The organism is Methylobacterium oryzihabitans (assembly GCF_004004555.2).
GTDB classification, from domain to species: Bacteria; Pseudomonadota; Alphaproteobacteria; order Rhizobiales; family Beijerinckiaceae; genus Methylobacterium; species Methylobacterium oryzihabitans.
This window is the reverse complement of the sequence record NZ_SACP01000015.1, coordinates 55,889-71,512: the sequence shown is the minus strand read 5'-3', so window position 1 is coordinate 71,512 and position 15,624 is coordinate 55,889. Positions and strand designations below refer to the sequence as shown.

The 15,624-nt window shown below is 71.6% G+C and carries 12 protein-coding genes; 9 read left to right on the top strand and 3 right to left on the bottom strand.

All coding sequences use genetic code 11. From position 1 onward, the window contains the following. Nucleotides 1–129: 129 nt before the first annotated feature. The 5 genes from EOE48_RS16140 to tkt all read left to right on the top strand — a co-directional run bounded on the left by EOE48_RS16140 (nt 130) and on the right by tkt (nt 7,347). Nucleotides 130–1,008 (top strand): 2-dehydro-3-deoxygalactonokinase, encoded by an 879-nt coding sequence (locus EOE48_RS16140; RefSeq protein ID WP_127730924.1) that lies wholly within the window; start codon nt 130–132, stop codon nt 1,006–1,008. 20 nt (nt 1,009–1,028) lie between these two features. After that, entirely contained in the window at nt 1,029–1,640 is a 612-nt protein-coding gene (locus tag EOE48_RS16135) for a 2-dehydro-3-deoxy-6-phosphogalactonate aldolase (protein WP_127731084.1), read from the top strand. Between the two features lie 492 nt (nt 1,641–2,132). Beyond that, on the top strand, nt 2,133–3,332 hold the full coding sequence (locus EOE48_RS16130; RefSeq protein WP_127730922.1) for a M23 family metallopeptidase: 1,200 nt from the start codon (nt 2,133–2,135) through the stop codon (nt 3,330–3,332). Nucleotides 3,333–3,374: 42 nt separating this feature from the next. Further along, nucleotides 3,375–5,243: a glycoside hydrolase family 15 protein gene (locus EOE48_RS16125; protein ID WP_127730921.1), complete on the top strand. Its 1,869-nt coding sequence runs from the start codon at nt 3,375–3,377 to the stop codon at nt 5,241–5,243. 28 nt (nt 5,244–5,271) lie between these two features. Beyond that, on the top strand, nt 5,272–7,347 hold the full coding sequence (tkt, locus tag EOE48_RS16120) for a transketolase (RefSeq protein ID WP_127730919.1): 2,076 nt from the start codon (nt 5,272–5,274) through the stop codon (nt 7,345–7,347). 389 nt (nt 7,348–7,736) lie between these two features. On the opposite strand, the gene EOE48_RS16115 is transcribed toward tkt, so the two are convergent. Beyond that, entirely contained in the window at nt 7,737–8,867 is a 1,131-nt protein-coding gene (locus EOE48_RS16115) for a patatin-like phospholipase family protein (RefSeq protein ID WP_246154483.1), read from the bottom strand. 243 nt (nt 8,868–9,110) lie between these two features. Here EOE48_RS16115 and ispG point away from each other — a divergent pair, with 243 nt between their 5' ends. The 3 genes from ispG to EOE48_RS16100 all read left to right on the top strand — a co-directional run bounded on the left by ispG (nt 9,111) and on the right by EOE48_RS16100 (nt 14,011). Then, the gene (gene ispG, locus EOE48_RS16110) at nt 9,111–10,394 is read left to right on the top strand and encodes a flavodoxin-dependent (E)-4-hydroxy-3-methylbut-2-enyl-diphosphate synthase (RefSeq protein ID WP_127730917.1); all 1,284 of its coding nucleotides are present in this window, start codon (nt 9,111–9,113) and stop codon (nt 10,392–10,394) included. 249 nt (nt 10,395–10,643) lie between these two features. After that, nucleotides 10,644–12,614, top strand: a complete 1,971-nt coding sequence (locus EOE48_RS16105) for a potassium transporter Kup (RefSeq protein ID WP_127730915.1) — start codon at nt 10,644–10,646, stop codon at nt 12,612–12,614. Nucleotides 12,615–12,727: 113 nt separating this feature from the next. Beyond that, on the top strand, nt 12,728–14,011 hold the full coding sequence (locus EOE48_RS16100) for an ArgE/DapE family deacylase (RefSeq protein ID WP_127730913.1): 1,284 nt from the start codon (nt 12,728–12,730) through the stop codon (nt 14,009–14,011). Between the two features lies 1 nt (nt 14,012). Here EOE48_RS16100 and EOE48_RS16095 read toward each other — a convergent pair whose 3' ends face one another. After that, nucleotides 14,013–14,231, bottom strand: coding sequence for a DUF6894 family protein (locus tag EOE48_RS16095; RefSeq protein WP_127730912.1), 219 nt, complete (start codon nt 14,229–14,231; stop codon nt 14,013–14,015). Between the two features lie 146 nt (nt 14,232–14,377). Here EOE48_RS16095 and EOE48_RS16090 point away from each other — a divergent pair, with 146 nt between their 5' ends. Then, nucleotides 14,378–14,731, top strand: a complete 354-nt coding sequence (locus tag EOE48_RS16090; protein WP_127730910.1) for a hypothetical protein — start codon at nt 14,378–14,380, stop codon at nt 14,729–14,731. A 4-nt stretch (nt 14,732–14,735) separates the two neighbouring features. Here the strand turns inward: EOE48_RS16090 and EOE48_RS16085 are convergent, their stop codons facing one another. Further along, complete coding sequence (locus EOE48_RS16085; protein ID WP_127730908.1) at nt 14,736–15,434, bottom strand: carbonic anhydrase; 699 nt, start codon at nt 15,432–15,434, stop codon at nt 14,736–14,738. Between the last annotated feature and the right edge of the window lie 190 nt (nt 15,435–15,624).

The following is a 15,624-nucleotide window of genomic DNA, read 5'->3' as shown; positions in this document are numbered from 1 at the left end:
GACCGCGGCTTGACCACTGGCGTTTGCCAGATTGTCCCAAATCCGTCCGGCCGCCACCGCGGCGGAGGCGGACGGCCCTTCCGGCGGCGGCCGCCATCGGCTACCGCGGGGCCGGTGCGAGGAACGCGGATGATCGGAATCGACTGGGGCACCAGTTCTGCCAGGGCCTACCGCCTGGACCCCGACGGCACGGTGCGGGAGCGCCGCGAGGGCGCCGGCGGCATCCTGCACGTCGCCCCCGGCGGGTTTCCCGACGCCCTGCGGGCGATGGCGGGCGACTGGATCGCGGCGGGCGAGCGGCGGATCCTGCTCTCCGGCATGGTCGGCAGCCGCCAGGGCTGGCAGGAGGCGCCGTACCTGCCCTGCCCGGCCGGCCTCGGCGACCTCGCCCTCGGCGTGGTCCCGATCCCGTTCGAGGGCGCCGAGCTGCGCCTCGTTCCCGGCCTCAGCGCCCACGACGCCGCCGGAATCCCGGAAGTGATGCGCGGGGAGGAGGTGCAGGTGTTCGGAGGCCTCGACGGGGCGCAGGACGCCCTGGTCTGCCTGCCCGGCAGCCACGCCAAGTGGGTGCGGGTCGAGGGCGGGCGAATCGCCGGCTTCACCACCAGCCTGACCGGCGAGGCCTTCGCGGCCCTGCGCGGCCACACCATCCTGGCGCGGATGATCGAGGGCGAGGCCGCGCCGGGTGCGGCCTTCGACGACGGCGTCGCCCGGGCCCGCGATCCCGGCGGATTGCTGCACCACCTGTTCGGCGCCCGCGCCCTCGCGCTGTTCGGCCGCCTCGCGCCGGCGGACGGCGCGGGTTACCTCTCGGGCCTGCTGATCGGGCACGAGGTGGCGGCCTCGCTGCCGCCGGGGGCCGGCCCGGTGCATCTCGTCGGCAGCGGCCCGCTGATGGCGCTCTACGGCCGGGCGATCGCGCTCGCCGGCGCCGAGGCGGTGGCGGGCGACGCCGACGCGGCGGCGAAGGGTCTGGCGCGGATCGGGGAGAGAATCGCATGGGCCTGACGGACACGGGCGTGACGGACATGGGCGTGACGGAATGGCTCGGGCGCTGCCCGCTGGTGGCGATCCTGCGCGGCGTGCGGCCGGACGAGGTCGAGGCGGTCGGCGACGCGCTGGTCGGGGCCGGCATCGCGATCCTCGAAGTGCCGCTCAACTCGCCGGAGCCGTTCGAGAGCGTGCGCCGCCTCGCCGCCCGGTTCGGCGACCGGGCGCTGGTCGGCGCCGGCACGGTGCGGCGCGAATCCGAGGTCGCGGCCCTCGCCGAGGCCGGCGGGCGGGTGATGGTCACGCCCCACGCCGATCCGGCCCTGGTGCGGGCCGCCCGGGCGCGCGGGCTCGTGACGATGCCGGGCTTCCTCACCCCGGCGGAGGCCTTCGCCCTGCTCGATGCCGGCGCCGACGCGCTCAAGCTGTTTCCCGCCGAGGCCGGCGGGCCGCCGATGCTGCGCGCCCTGAAGGCGGTGCTGCCGGCGGGCACGCCGCTGCTGCCGGTCGGCGGGGTCGATGCCGCGAGCCTGCCGGCCTGGCGCGCCGCCGGGGCCGCCGGCTACGGCTGCGGCTCGTCGCTGTACCGGCCCGGCGACACCCCGGAGGTGGTCCTGGCCAAGGCGCGGGCGCTGCTCGCGGCGCTCTGATACGGCTTTTGGACGATTCGTTCAAAGGCCGTATCAGTTGCACACCGGCTTCGCCGTCCCTTGCGGATGAAACGGGGCGTCGGTTTTTTGCTCCCGTTGCAGCCGTGGAAGGCGGTCTTCGCCCTAACGCGGGTCCCCCTCTCCCGAGTGGGAGAGGGGACAGGGGTGAGGGTGGCTCGGGTTCCGCAATGATTCTGAACCGTCGAGTTGCGCACCTCGACCGTTGTGGCCTGATCCGGCACCGTCTCCACCCTCGCGCGATCTTCGATCGCCCCTACCCCTCTCCCACTCGGGAGAGGGGATCCCGCGCTCAAAACTTTGGCCGCAAAATCAACCGCTTGGAGCCAGTTTCTATTTAGAAGCCCGCGCGGCGCGTGAGCGAAGCCGATTTTCGCATCGCGAAGCGATCGATCGAAAATCGTATGAGGTCCCGGCATTCGCCGAACGTTAACCTTAACGCGGTGGGATCGGGCATTCCGTCGAAGTCGCCCGATGCCCGCTTCCCTCGCCCCTCCCCCGTCCTGCTGGACCGTCAGCCGCGCCACGATCGTCGCGGCCGGCCTGCTCTTCGCGTTCCTGTCCGCCTGGGCCGGCGCCGCGACGTGGTTCATCGTCTTCCACGACGAGGCGCTCGCCCGGTTCGTCGCGCGCCAGAGCGCGGCGCAATACGCCTACGAGGAGCGCGTCAGCGCCCTGCGCGCCCGCCTCGACCGGGTCGCGACCCAGAAGCTCCTCGAACAGGACGGCATCGAGCACCGCGTCGCCGACCTCGCCAGCCGGCAGGTCGAACTGGAGAACCGGCAGGAGATGCTGCTCGGGCTGGCCGAACCCGCCGGCGAGGCGCCGCCCACGCCCCTGCCCGGCCCTTCCCGGTCCGCCGAGCCGAAGCCGGTTCCGGTCCCGTCGTCCGAGCCGCTCGGCCTGCGCGGCGATGCCGGCGACGAGCGCGGCGCGCCGTCGGGCCTGTCGCTGCGGATCGCCGGCCTCGAAGGCGCGATCGCCGACAGCGCCGCCCGCCAGACCCGCACCCTCGACCGCCTGCGCTGGCGCAACCGCGGCGAGCTCGCCCGGCTGCGCGAGGTGGTGGCGGAGACCGGGATCGATCCGGGCCGCTTCGCGCCGCGGCCGGGCGGCGTCGGCGGTCCGCTGGTCGCGGTCGGCACCGGCCCGTTCGAGGCCGCGGTCGCCGCGGCGCAGGTGGATCTCGGCGCCCTCGACGCCCTGCGCCGGGCGGTCCGGGCGCTGCCGCTCCGGCGCCCGACCGACGGCGATGCCGGCCTCTCGAGCCTGTACGGCTACCGCACCGACCCGTTCACCCGGGCGCTCGCGCTCCATACCGGGGTCGACCTGCGCGCCGAGCACGGCGCCGCCGCCCGCGCGGCCGCCGCCGGCACCGTCGTCGCGGCGGAGTATTCCGGCGGCTACGGCAACATGGTCGAGGTCGATCACGGCCACGGGATCAGCACCCGCTACGCCCATCTCTCGGCGATCGGCGTCGCCCCCGGCCAGGGCGTTGCCGCCGGGCAGGTCGTCGGGCGGGTCGGCTCGACCGGCCGCTCGACCGCCCCGCACCTGCACTACGAGACCCGCATCGACGGAGATCCCGTCGATCCGGTGCGTTTCCTGCGCGCCAGCGCCCGTTTCGCCCGGGGATCGCCGGGATCCGCCGCGGAAAACCTGGAACGGCCGTGACGCTCCCCTAGGTGACCGTACCATCGGGCATCGGGTGACGGCATGGCGCTACGGATCGAGGATTACGCGCTGATCGGCGACGGGCGCAGCGCCGCGCTCGTCGGGATCGACGGCAGCATCGACTGGCTGTGCTGGCCACGCTTCGATTCTCCGGCCTGCTTCGCCGCCCTGCTCGGCCGCGAGGAGCACGGGCGCTGGCGCCTCGCCCCGGCCGAGGCCGAGGGCGTGCGCGCCCACCGCCGCTACCGCGACGGCACGCTGGTGCTGGAGACCACCCACGAGACCGCGACGGGGACGGTCCGGGTCGTCGACGCGATGCCGGCCGACGACGGCACCCACCTGATCCGGCTGGTCGAGGGGGTGAGCGGCAGCGTGGCGATGCGGATGGATCTGGTGGTCCGCTTCGACTACGGCTCGGCGGTGCCGTGGGTGTCGCGCAACGAGAACGGCGACCTGCGGGCGATCGCCGGCCCGCACAAGCTCGTGCTGCGCACCAGGGCGCCGACCCACGGTGCCGGGCGCTCCACGGTCTCCGAGTTCACGGTCGCTGCGGGCGAGAGCATCGCCTTCGTGATGAGCCACGGGCTGTCGCACGAGGACGACCCGCCGCCGATCGAGCCGCGCAAGGTGATCCGCGAGACGACCGAGTACTGGCGCTCGTGGTCGCGGCGCTGCCAGGGCGGCACGCCGTGGGACGATGCCCTCGGCCGCTCGCTCCTGACCCTCAAGGCCCTCATCTACCGCCCGACCGGCGGTATCGTGGCGGCACCCACCACCTCGCTGCCCGAGGCGCTCGGCGGCGTGCGCAACTGGGACTACCGGTTCTGCTGGCTGCGCGACTCGACCTTCACGCTGCTCGCGCTCATGGATGCCGGCTATCTCGACGAGGCGCGGGCGTGGCGCGACTGGCTGATGCGCGCGGTCGCCGGCAGCCCGGAACAGGCCCACATCCTCTACGGCATCGCCGGCGAGCGCCTGCTGCCCGAGATCGAGATCGACTGGCTGCCGGGCTACGAGGGATCGCGCCCGGTGCGCGTCGGCAACGCCGCCTCGCAGCAATTCCAGCTCGACGTCTACGGCGAGATCTTCGACGCGCTCTACCAGGCCCATGAGCGCGGCATGGAGGGCGACGAGGTCGGCCGGCGCGTCGGCCTCGCCCTGCTCGACCACCTGGAGCGGACTTGGCGCGAGCCCGACGAGGGCATCTGGGAGGTGCGCGGCGGCCGCAAGCCGTTCGTCCATTCCAAGGTGATGGCCTGGGTCGCCTTCGACCGGGCGATCCGCCTCTACGACGGCGCCGAGACCGACGAGATCGTGGTCCGCTGGTGCAAGGTCCGCGACGAGATCCACCGCGAGGTCTGCGAGAAGGGCTTCGACCCCGAGCTCAACAGCTTCGTGCAGTATTACGGCTCCAAGCGCCTCGACGCGAGCGTGCTGCTGATCGCCCATATGGGCTTCCTGCCCCAGGACGACCCGCGGGTCGTCGGCACCGTCGAGGCGGTCGGCCGCCACCTCATGCGCGACGGCTTCGTGCTGCGCTACGAGACCGAGGACCAGAGCACCGACGGCCTGCCCGAGGGCGAGGGCGCGTTCCTGCCGTGCAGCTTCTGGTACGCCGACAACCTCATCGGCCTCGGGCGCTGCGCCGAGGCGAAGGCGATCATCGAGCGCCTGCTGGCGATCTGCAACGACGTCGGGCTGCTGGCGGAGGAATACGACGTCGCGCGCAAGCGTCAGGTCGGCAACTTCCCCCAGGCATTCAGCCACGTCGCCCTCGTCAACACGCTTCTGAACTTCAGTCGCGCGGTCGGACCCGCTAAGGAGCGCGGCGGAGAGCGGGACGCGGACGGGCACGCCGAGGGGCGGCCCTCCCTCGTCCCGGCGGCGGCGCACGGCGCCCCGATGTTGTGATGCCTGCATTGACGACGAGGCCCCGGACATGAGCGCAGCAGACACCAAGGCGAAGGCCGGCATCAGCGAGATCGACCAGCGCAGCATCGACACGATCCGCACGCTGACGATCGACGCCGTCCAGAAGGCGAATTCCGGCCATGCCGGCGCCCCGATGGCCCTCGCCCCGGTCGCCTTCACCCTGTGGAACCGTTACCTGCGCTACGACCCGGCGCATCCGCACTGGCCCAACCGCGACCGCTTCGTGCTCTCGGTCGGCCACGCCTCGATGCTGCTCTACAGCCTGCTCCACCTCGCCGGGGTGGCCCGCGAGGACGGCGGCAACGAGCCCGCGGTCAGCCTCGACGACATCAAGCAGTTCCGCCAGCTCGACAGCCGCACCCCCGGCCACCCCGAGTACCACTTCACCACCGGCGTCGAGGTCACGACCGGGCCCCTCGGCCAGGGCGTCGCCAACTCGGTCGGCATGGCGATGGGCGGCCGCTTCCTCAACGAGCGCCTCGCCTACGGCGACCAGCCGCTGTTCGACTTCAACGTCTACGCCCTGTGCAGCGACGGCGACCTGATGGAGGGCGTCTCCGCCGAGGCGGCCTCGATCGCCGGCCACCTGCGGCTGTCGAACCTGTGCTGGATCTACGACAGCAACACCGTCACCATCGAGGGCCACACCGACCTCGCCTTCAGCGAGGAGGTCGCAACCCGCTTCCTCGCCTATGGCTGGCAGGTGCTGCGCGTCGCCGACGCCAATGACGTCGCGGCGGTGGCCCATTCCATCGAGACCTTCCTGCAATCGCACGACCGGCCGACGCTCATCATCGTCAACTCGGTGATCGGCTACGGCGCGCCGACCAAGCAGGGCACGCCGAAGGCCCATTCCGACGCGCTGGGTCCCGACGAGGTCAAGGGCGCCAAGCGCGCCTATGGCTGGCCGGAGGACGCGCAGTTCCTGGTGCCGGACGGCGTCTACGAGAATTTCCGCGAGGGCATCGGCGCCCGCGGCGCGGCGCTGCGCGCCGAGTGGCAGGCGCTGATGGACGAGGCTAAGGCGGGCGATCCGGACCTCGCGACCGAGGTCGAGTCCTACCTCGCCGGCGAACTGCCGCCGGGCTGGGATTCGGACATCCCGACCTTCCCGGCCGACGCGAAGGGACTCGCCACCCGCGAATCCTCCGGCAAGGTGCTCAACGCCGTCGCCGCCAAGGTGCCGTGGCTGCTCGGCGGCTCGGCCGACCTCGCGCCCTCGAACAAGACCAAGCTCGACGGCGAGGAGGCGCTCGGGCCGTTCACGCCCGGCGGCCGCAACCTGCATTTCGGCGTCCGCGAGCACGCGATGGGGTCGATCGTCAACGGGCTCGGCCTCGTCGGGCTGCGGGCCTACGGGGCGACCTTCCTGGTCTTCTCCGACTACATGCGGCCGCCGATCCGCCTCGCGGCGCTGATGGAGCTGCCGGTCTTCCACGTCTTCACCCACGACTCGATCGGCGTCGGCGAGGACGGGCCGACCCACCAGCCGGTCGAGCACCTGCTGGCCCTGCGCGCCATCCCGGGCCTTGTCACCCTGCGCCCGGGCGACGCCAACGAGGTTGCCGAGGCCTACCGGGTGGTGATGACGCTCAAGCACCAGCCGGCGGTGCTGGCCCTGTCGCGCCAGCCGCTGCCGACCCTCGACCGGAGCAAGTTCGCCCCGGCCTCGGGCGTGGCGAAGGGCGCCTACGTGCTGGCCGACGCCGAGGGCGGCAAGCCCGACGTGATCCTGATCGGCACCGGCAGCGAGGTGCAGCTCTGCGTCGGCGCCTACGAGGCCCTGACCGCCGAGGGGGTCAAGGCCCGGGTGGTGTCGATGCCGTCCTGGGACCTGTTCGAGCAGCAGGACGAGGCCTACCGCAACAGCGTGCTGCCGCCCGAGGTGACCGCCCGGGTCGCCGTGGAGCAGGGCACGGTGATGGGCTGGGACCGCTATGCGGGCAGCGCCGGCACGATCCTCGGCATGCACACCTTCGGCTCGTCGGCGCCGATCAAGGATCTCCAGACCAAGTTCGGCTTCACGCCCGAGAAGGTGCTGGAGGCGGCCCGCGCCCAGCTCGCCCGGGCGACGAAGGGCTGAGGACCGTCAGTCCCGCCCTCCCCGGTTGTCCGCACGGCCGTCCGGGGAGACGACGTGACGCGTCTCCCCTCTCCCGAGCGGGCTGGCAGAAGCCCCATCCACGGTGAGGGCGTGCATTGTCCCCTCCCCGGCCGGTCTCGGGCAAGCCCGGGACCGGCCGGGGAGGAGAGGCGCAAGTCCTTCAAAGGTGAGCGCGTCCAGGGCGAGTTGTGGGAATGCGTTGTGCCGATGGCCCGATGCGTCGGCATCTTGGGCCATCGGTCTCATACGATTTCCGATGGATCGCTTCGCGATGCGGAGATCGGCTTCGCTCAGGTGCGCGCAGAGCTTTGCTCTGCGCCGCGCGGGCTGATGATACGGAATCCGGAAGCAATCTTCCGGATTCCGTATCACTCGTACATCGCCCGCAGGTCGAGCGTGCCGCGCACGCCGACATCGGCGAAATGTGCGTCGAGCCACGCCTTGCCGGCCTCGCGGCCGGCGTCGCGCAGGCGCAGGAAGAACGGCCAGTGCGCCTTGAGCTTCGTCGAGGCGCCGTACTCGTCGAGCAGGCCGGTTCCGTCGATGCGGTGCAGGTAGATCTGCTTGTAGCGGTTGGCGCCGAGCGCCAGGATGCCGTCGGCGATCAGCCCGTCGACGTAGTCGATCGCCCGCAATTCGCGCAGCAGGTTGCCGTTGAAGGTGATCTCGTTGAGCCGGTCGCGGATCTCGGACGGCGTGCGCGGGGTCGTGCGCCGCTCGACCGGGTTGACCTGGATCAGCAGGATGTCGGGGGTCTCGGTCTCGCGGTAGAGCGGATAGAGCGGCGGGTTGCCGAGATAGCCGCCGTCCCAGTGCGGCACGCCGTCGATCTCGACCGCCTGGAACACCGTCGGCAGGCAGGCCGAGGCCATGACGTGGTCGGGGGTGAGGTCGGGCCGGTCGAACACCGCGATCTTGCCGGTCCAGACGTTGGTCGCCGAGATGTAGACGTGGGCGGCGTCGGCCCGCCGCAGAGCCTCGAAATCGACCGTCTGCACCAGGGCGCGACGCAGCGGGTTGATGTTGAGCGGATTGGTGTCGTAGGGGCTCGCCACCGCGTTGAGGAAGGCGCCGAACGGGGTGTGCTTCCAGAATTGCAGCACGACGCTGACCAGCGCCTGCTGCGGCTCCGACAGGTCGCTATCGAGGCTGACCTCGCGCCAGAACGCCTCGAGTTGGCTGCGGGCGCCGTCCGGCCCGCCCTTGATCCAGCCGTCGGCGAGGACGACGGCGTTCATCGCCCCCGCGCTGGCGCCGGTCAGCGCCTCGAAGGCGAGGCGGCCGTCCTCCAGCAGGGCGTCGAGGACGCCCCAGGTGAAGGCGCCGTGGGCGCCGCCGCCCTGGAGCGCCAGGGAGACGGTCCGCTCGGCCCGCGGGCCGACGAAGCCGCTGCGGCCGAGCGGGGCGGGCATCGCACCCGGGTTGCCCCGGGTGAGGGTCGGCCCGTCGAGGGCCGGCGCGATCGGGTCGATCATCGGGAATTGGACGGAATCGCTCATGCCGGCACATCTGGGGTGCCGCAGCGCGATATCCAATGTTGCAGCGCGAAGACGCGGCGGGGCTTCAGGGCGCGAATTCGGGCCAGGGGGCTTGAGGCCGGGCGCAAATCCGGGCAAGCGGTTCCTTAAGCGTTCCTCTCGACAGTGCTGTCGCGTGCTTGACGTGGAACGCACGCAGGATCAGCTACGACGGCGCGAGGCCGGGTCCAGTCCGCCGCGACCGTCCGTTCTTCAAGGTGCCCGATGCAAGCCATGGAAGCCTCCGCCCCCGAGATCGCCGGTCCCGCCCCCCGGCACCGCACCGTCGGCGTCCGCGTCGGCGAGGGCGAGGGCGCGGTGACGATCGGCGGCGGCGCCCCGGTCGTCGTCCAGTCGATGACCAACACCGACACCGCCGACATCGACGGCACGGTCGCCCAGGTCGCGGCGCTGGCCCGCGCCGGGTCCGAGGTCGTGCGCATCACCGTCGACCGCGACGAGGCCGCCGCCGCCGTGCCGCGCATCCGCGAGCGCCTCGACCGCATCGGCGTCCACGTGCCGCTGGTCGGCGACTTCCACTACATCGGCCACAAGCTCCTCACCGACCACCCGGCCTGCGCCGAGGCGCTGGCGAAGTACCGCATCAACCCGGGCAACGTCGGCTTCAAGGAGAAGAAGGACCTCCAGTTCTCGACCATCGTCGAGCAGGCGGCCAGGCACGGCAAGGCGATCCGCATCGGGGCCAACTGGGGCTCCCTCGACGACGCGCTGCTCACCCACATGATGGACGAGAACGCGCGCCTGCCGCGGCCCCTCGACGCCCGCGCGGTGATGCGCGAGGCGATGGTGCAGTCGGCGCTGATGTCGGCCGATCGCGCCGTCGAGATCGGCCTGCCGAAGGACCGGATCGTGCTCTCGGCCAAGGTCTCGGCGGTGCAGGACCTGATCGCGGTCTACCGCGAGGTCGCCCGCCGCTCGGACTACGCGATCCATCTCGGCCTGACCGAGGCCGGCATGGGCTCGAAGGGCATCGTCGCCGCCTCGGCCGCCATCGGCGTGCTGCTGCAGGAGGGCATCGGCGACACCATCCGCTACTCGCTGACGCCCGAGCCCGGCGGCGACCGCACCCTCGAGGTCAAGGTCAGCCAGGAACTCCTTCAGACGATGGGCTTCCGCACCTTCGTGCCCCTCGTCGCCGCCTGCCCGGGCTGCGGCCGCACCACCTCGACGGTGTTCCAGGAACTCGCCCGCGACATCCAGAACTGGATCACCACCTCGATGCCCGAATGGCGCCGGACCTATCCCGGCGTCGAGGGGCTGAACGTCGCGGTGATGGGCTGCATCGTCAACGGCCCGGGCGAGTCGAAGCATGCCGATATCGGCATCTCGCTGCCCGGCACCGGCGAGACCCCGACCGCGCCGGTCTTCATCGACGGCAAGAAGGCGATGACCCTGCGCGGCGCGACGCTGGCCAAGGACTTCGAGGCGATCGTGATCGACTACATCGAGCGCCGCTTCGGCCAGGGCAACCGCAACGCGGCCGAGTAGGCCGGCTCGCCCGGTCCGTCCGGGCGAGCCCGGCATGACCCCTGCCCTCGCGCCCCGCCGCGGTGGCGCAAGGGCATGGCCTTGCGCGCCCACCCGCGCGTGCTACAATCCCGCCACAATTCGCTCAGGCCGCGGCATGCGCCCGACCGCCCGCCCGGCCCGCGATCGCGCGGCCACCGATTCCGTAGCTCGAGCGGCAGCTCCGCGGGGGGCCTTCCCGGCACCCGGCGCGCCCATCCCTGACCGGACATGACCCAGTTCACCGTTCCCCCGAGCGGACCCGCGGTGCCGCCTGCCTCCCTGCCGCCGACCCAAGGCGGACCGCCGGTTCCCGCCGGGGCCGTCGACGAGCCCGACGGCCATGGCCATGCCAAGGTCGGATTCGGCACCCTCGTGCTCGGCGCCGTCGGCGTCGTCTACGGCGACATCGGCACCAGTCCGCTCTACGCCTTCCGCGAGGCGCTGGCGCCCGGGCGCGGCGACGGCATCCTCACCCACGACGAGATCCTAGGCACGGTCTCGCTGCTGGTCTGGGCGCTCGTGCTGATCGTCACCATCAAGTACGTCCTGCTGCTGCTGCAGATGGACAACAAGGGCGAGGGCGGGATCCTCTCGCTGATGGCGCTCGCCCGCAAGGCGCTCGGCGGCTCGCACACCGTGTTCATGCTCGGCCTGCTCGGCGCCGCCCTGTTCTACGGCGACGCCATCATCACCCCGGCGATCTCGGTTCTGTCGGCGGTGGAGGGCCTGAAGCTCGTCACCCCGGCCTTCGACCACTACGTGCTGCCGATCACCGTCGCGATCATCCTGCCGCTGTTCTTCGTGCAGAGCCGCGGCACCAGCCGCATGGCGACCTTCTTCGGCCCGATCATGCTGGTGTGGTTCGTCGCCATGATGGTGGCGGCGCTGCCCCACATCCTCCACCGGCCCGACGTGCTGTGGGCGCTCAACCCCTGGTACGCGCTCGAATACCTGATCGGGCACGGCGCCGGGGCGCTGATCGTGCTCGGCGCGGTGTTCCTGGCGGTGACCGGCGCCGAGGCGCTGTTCGCCGATCTCGGCCATTTCGGGCGCCGCCCGATCCAGGTGGCGTGGATCGGCCTCGTCGGCCCGGCCCTGTCGGTGAACTACCTCGGGCAGGCCGCCCTGGTGCTCGCCAAGCCCGAGACCCACGACCCGTTCTTCCAGCTCGTTCCGGACTGGGCGCTGCTGCCGATGGTGCTGCTCGCCACCGCCGCGACCGTCATCGCCAGTCAGGCGGTCATCACCGGCGCGTTCTCGCTGTCGCGGCAGGCGGTGCAGCTCGGCCTGCTGCCGCGGCTGGAGATCCGCCACACCTCGGAATCGCATTCCGGGCAGATCTACCTGCCGCAGATCAACACCCTGCTGATGCTCGGGGTCGTCGTCCTGGTGGTGGTGTTCCGCTCGTCGAGTTCCCTCGCCTCGGCCTACGGCATCGCCGTCACGGGAACGATGCTCATCACCGCGAGCCTCGCCTTCCTGGTGCTGTGGCGGACCTGGAAGTGGTCGCCCTACGCCGCCGCCGCCGTGATGATCCCGTTCATCGCCATCGAGCTGATGTTCCTGGTCTCGAACCTGCTCAAGGTGTTCGACGGCGGCTACGTCCCGCTGCTGCTGGCCGGCGGCCTCGTCCTGCTGATGTGGACCTGGGTGCGCGGCGTCACGATCCTGTTCAACAAGACCCGCAAGACCGACGTGCCGCTGACCGAGCTGGTGGCGATGCTGGAGAAGAGCCCGCCGCACCACGTCCGCGGCACGGCGGTGTTCCTCACCAGCGATCCCGAGACCGCCCCGGCGGCGATGCTGCACAACCTCAAGCACAACAAGGTGTTGCACGAGAAGAACGTCGTCCTGACGGTCAAGACCACCGACTTCCCGCGCCTGTCGGACGCCGACCGGGTCCGGATCGAGCCGCTGGGGCCGCATTTCTGGAAGGTGGTGATGAAGTTCGGGTACATGGAATCGCCGAACATCCCCCGCGGGCTGGCGCTGCTGCGCAAGCAGGGCTTCAAGTTCGACATCATGTCGACCTCGTTCTTCCTGTCGCGGCGCTCGATCCGGCCGGCGGCGCAGTCGGGCATGCCGCTGTGGCAGGACCGGGTGTTCATCACGCTCGCCCGCAACGCCAACGACGCCACCGACTTCTTCCAGATCCCGACCGGGCGCGTGGTTGAGGTCGGAACGCAGGTCACGGTGTGAACGGCGGGTGTCGCGCGTGCGGCGCCCGCATCTGCAACTTCGGGTCGCATCGGCGGTGATAGTCCCGTAGTCCGGGCCCGGTGCGGCGCCGTCCGCACGAGGAGACACCCCGCATGCCCCTGGATCCCGCCCTCACCGAGCGCATCACCGCCGCGGTCGCCGACGGCTTCGCCGAGCAGGTCGCCCACACCCAGGCGCTGGTGCGCTTCCCCTCGACCCGGGGCAACGAGCAGGCGATCCAGGACTTCGTGTTCCGGTCCTTCCGCGACCGCGGCTACGCCATGGACCGCTTCGCCATGGACCGCGACGTGATCGCGGCCCATCCGGGCGGCGGACCGGTCTCGGCCGAGCATTCCGAGGCGCCGATCGTCGTCGGCATCCACCGGCCGAAGCAGGAGGCCGGGCGCTCGCTGATTCTCCAGGCCCATGTCGACGTGGTGCCCCCCGGCCCGGGCGACCTGTGGACCCGGCCCCCCTTCGAGCCGGCGGTGGAAGGCGACTGGCTCTACGGCCGCGGCGGCGCCGACATGAAGGCCGGCCACGCCGCCAACCTGTTCGCCCTCGACGCCCTGCGGCGGATCGGCCTGCAACCCGCCGCGACCGTGACGCTGCAATCGGTGGTCGAGGAGGAATCGACCGGCAACGGCGCGCTGATGACCCATCTGCGCGGCTACCGCGCCGACGCGGTGCTGATCCCCGAGCCCGAGGACGAGAAGCTGGTGCGGGCCAACACCGGCGTGCTGTGGTTCCAGGTCGAGGTGCGCGGCCAGCCGGTCCACGTCCGCGAGATGGGAACCGGCGCCAACGCCATTGACGCGACCTACCGGGTGATCGGCGCCCTGCGGCAACTCGAGGAAAGCTGGAACGCCGACAAGGCCGGCCGGCCGCACTTCGAGGGCGAGGCCCACCCGATCAACCTCAACATCGGCAGGATCGAGGGCGGCGACTGGGCTTCCTCGGTGCCGGCGTGGTGCCGGATCGACTGCCGGATCGCGCTCTATCCCGGGGTGAGCGCGACCCAGGCCGCCCGCGAGATCGAGGCGGCGGTGGCCGACTTCGCCCGCGGCGACCGCTTCCTGTCGAACACGCCCCCGAAGGTCACCTTCAACGGGTTCTGGGCCGAGGGCTACGTGCTCGACGCCGGCTCGGAGGCCGAGGCGGTGCTCGGCCGCGCCCACCGGTCGGCGACCGGCGCCGACCTCCAGAGCTTCATGACCGCCGGCTACCTCGATACCCGCGTCCACGCCCTCTACGACCGGGTCCCGGCGCTGTGCTACGGCCCGTTCAGCGAGAACATCCACGGCTTCGACGAGCGCGTCAGCCTGTCCTCGCTCCAGCGCATCACCACCACGATGGCGCTGTTCGTCGCCGAATGGTGCGGGGCTGAGGCGGCCTGAGTCACGTCGCGCTGAACGGCAGCAGCAGCACCTGCCGGCCGTCGAGATCGTGGACGGTCACGCTCCATTGCGACCAGTCGCCGGCGCCGAGCCGGCGCATCAGCCGCTCGGCGACCTGACGCGCCTGCCGCAGGACCGGCTCGCCGGGCGCGACCTCGCGGCCGTGCAGGTCGAAGACGCATTCGAGACCGTTGGTGCAGTGGAAGCGGTGGCGGGCCATCGCCGTGATCCTCTCCGGTGGCCGCTGGTCGCGCCACGCTCGTTCATGATTTGTTCCTAAGTTAACGCTTCGGGTGGAACGCGGCAGGCGACCGACCGCCGCAGCCCGGGTTCGGGCGCGTCGCCGGATCGGCTATGATGCGGGCGATGCGTCCCCTGATTCGACACGCCCTCGCACCCGCGCTGCTCGTCTCGCTGGCGGGCCCCGCCGGTGCCGCCGAGGATCTCACGGATCTGGAGCGGCGCTGGCACGATTGCGTGCGCCGGCACTTCGACGGCCTGCCGGCGGGCACCGAGCGCCACGCCGGTCAGCGCGCGGCGCTCAATGCCTGCAAGGCGGACGAGGACGCCTATGTCGGCCGATTGATGGCCCAGCGCGAGGCCGACTCGCGGCTGCGCGAGGGGTGGACTCTCGTCGGCCGGGCCAAGGCGCTGGCCGGGTCGGCGGCCGGCATGGTGCTCGACCCGGTCCGGGGTCTGATCGAGCGGTTCTGGCCGTGATGCCCTACTCCGCCGCGAGCGGCGTGAGGTCGGCGGCGACCCGACGCGGCGCCGAGGTCTGGGCGACCGGGATCGCGACGCCGTCCTGAAGCGCGACAAACTTGGCCGCCTGTCCGTCGAAGGCGTAGAGCTGCCCGGTCTCGATCTCGAAGAACCAGCCGTGCAGGGTGAGCTGGCCGGTGGCGAGCCCGGCGGCGACGGAAGGGTGGGTGCGCAGGTTGTTGAGCTGCACCACGACGTTCTCCATCGCCAGCGCGTGGTGGCGCTGCTTGTCGTCGAGGGTGTCGGGATAGGCCTCGCACACGATGGTGTGGGCGGCGTGGCTGTGGCGCAGCCAGGCGGCGACGTTGGGCATCCTGTCGAGGGCGCCGGGCTGCAGCAGGCCCTTCATGGCGCCGCAATCGGAATGGCCGCAGACCACGATGTCGCGCACGCCCAGCGCCATGACCGCGTACTCGATCGCGGCCGAGACGCCGCCGGTCACGGTGGCGATCGGCGGCACGATGTTGCCGGCGTTGCGGCACACGAACAGCTCGCCGGGGCCGACCTGGGTGATCTGCTCGGGCACCACCCGCGAATCCGCGCACGAGATCACCAGCGCCTTCGGCTGCTGGCCGTTGCGGCCGAGATGCTCGTAGACGCCCTTCTGGTGCGGGAAGACCTCGCCGCGGAACGCCGAAATGCCCTGGATGATGTTGTCCATGCAAGGATCCTCTGTCGGTGGGTGGACGAAGCGGATGGCGGGACGTCGCGCTCAGGCGCCGTCCCCGTCATCGTCAGTCCAGGATCGCCGGGGCTCGCCATCCGGCCTGTTGCGCCCAACTTATCCAGGAGATTTCCGCAGGATGTGCGGCGCCGCACCCCTGCGCCGCCGCGCGGTTAATCCATCGGCA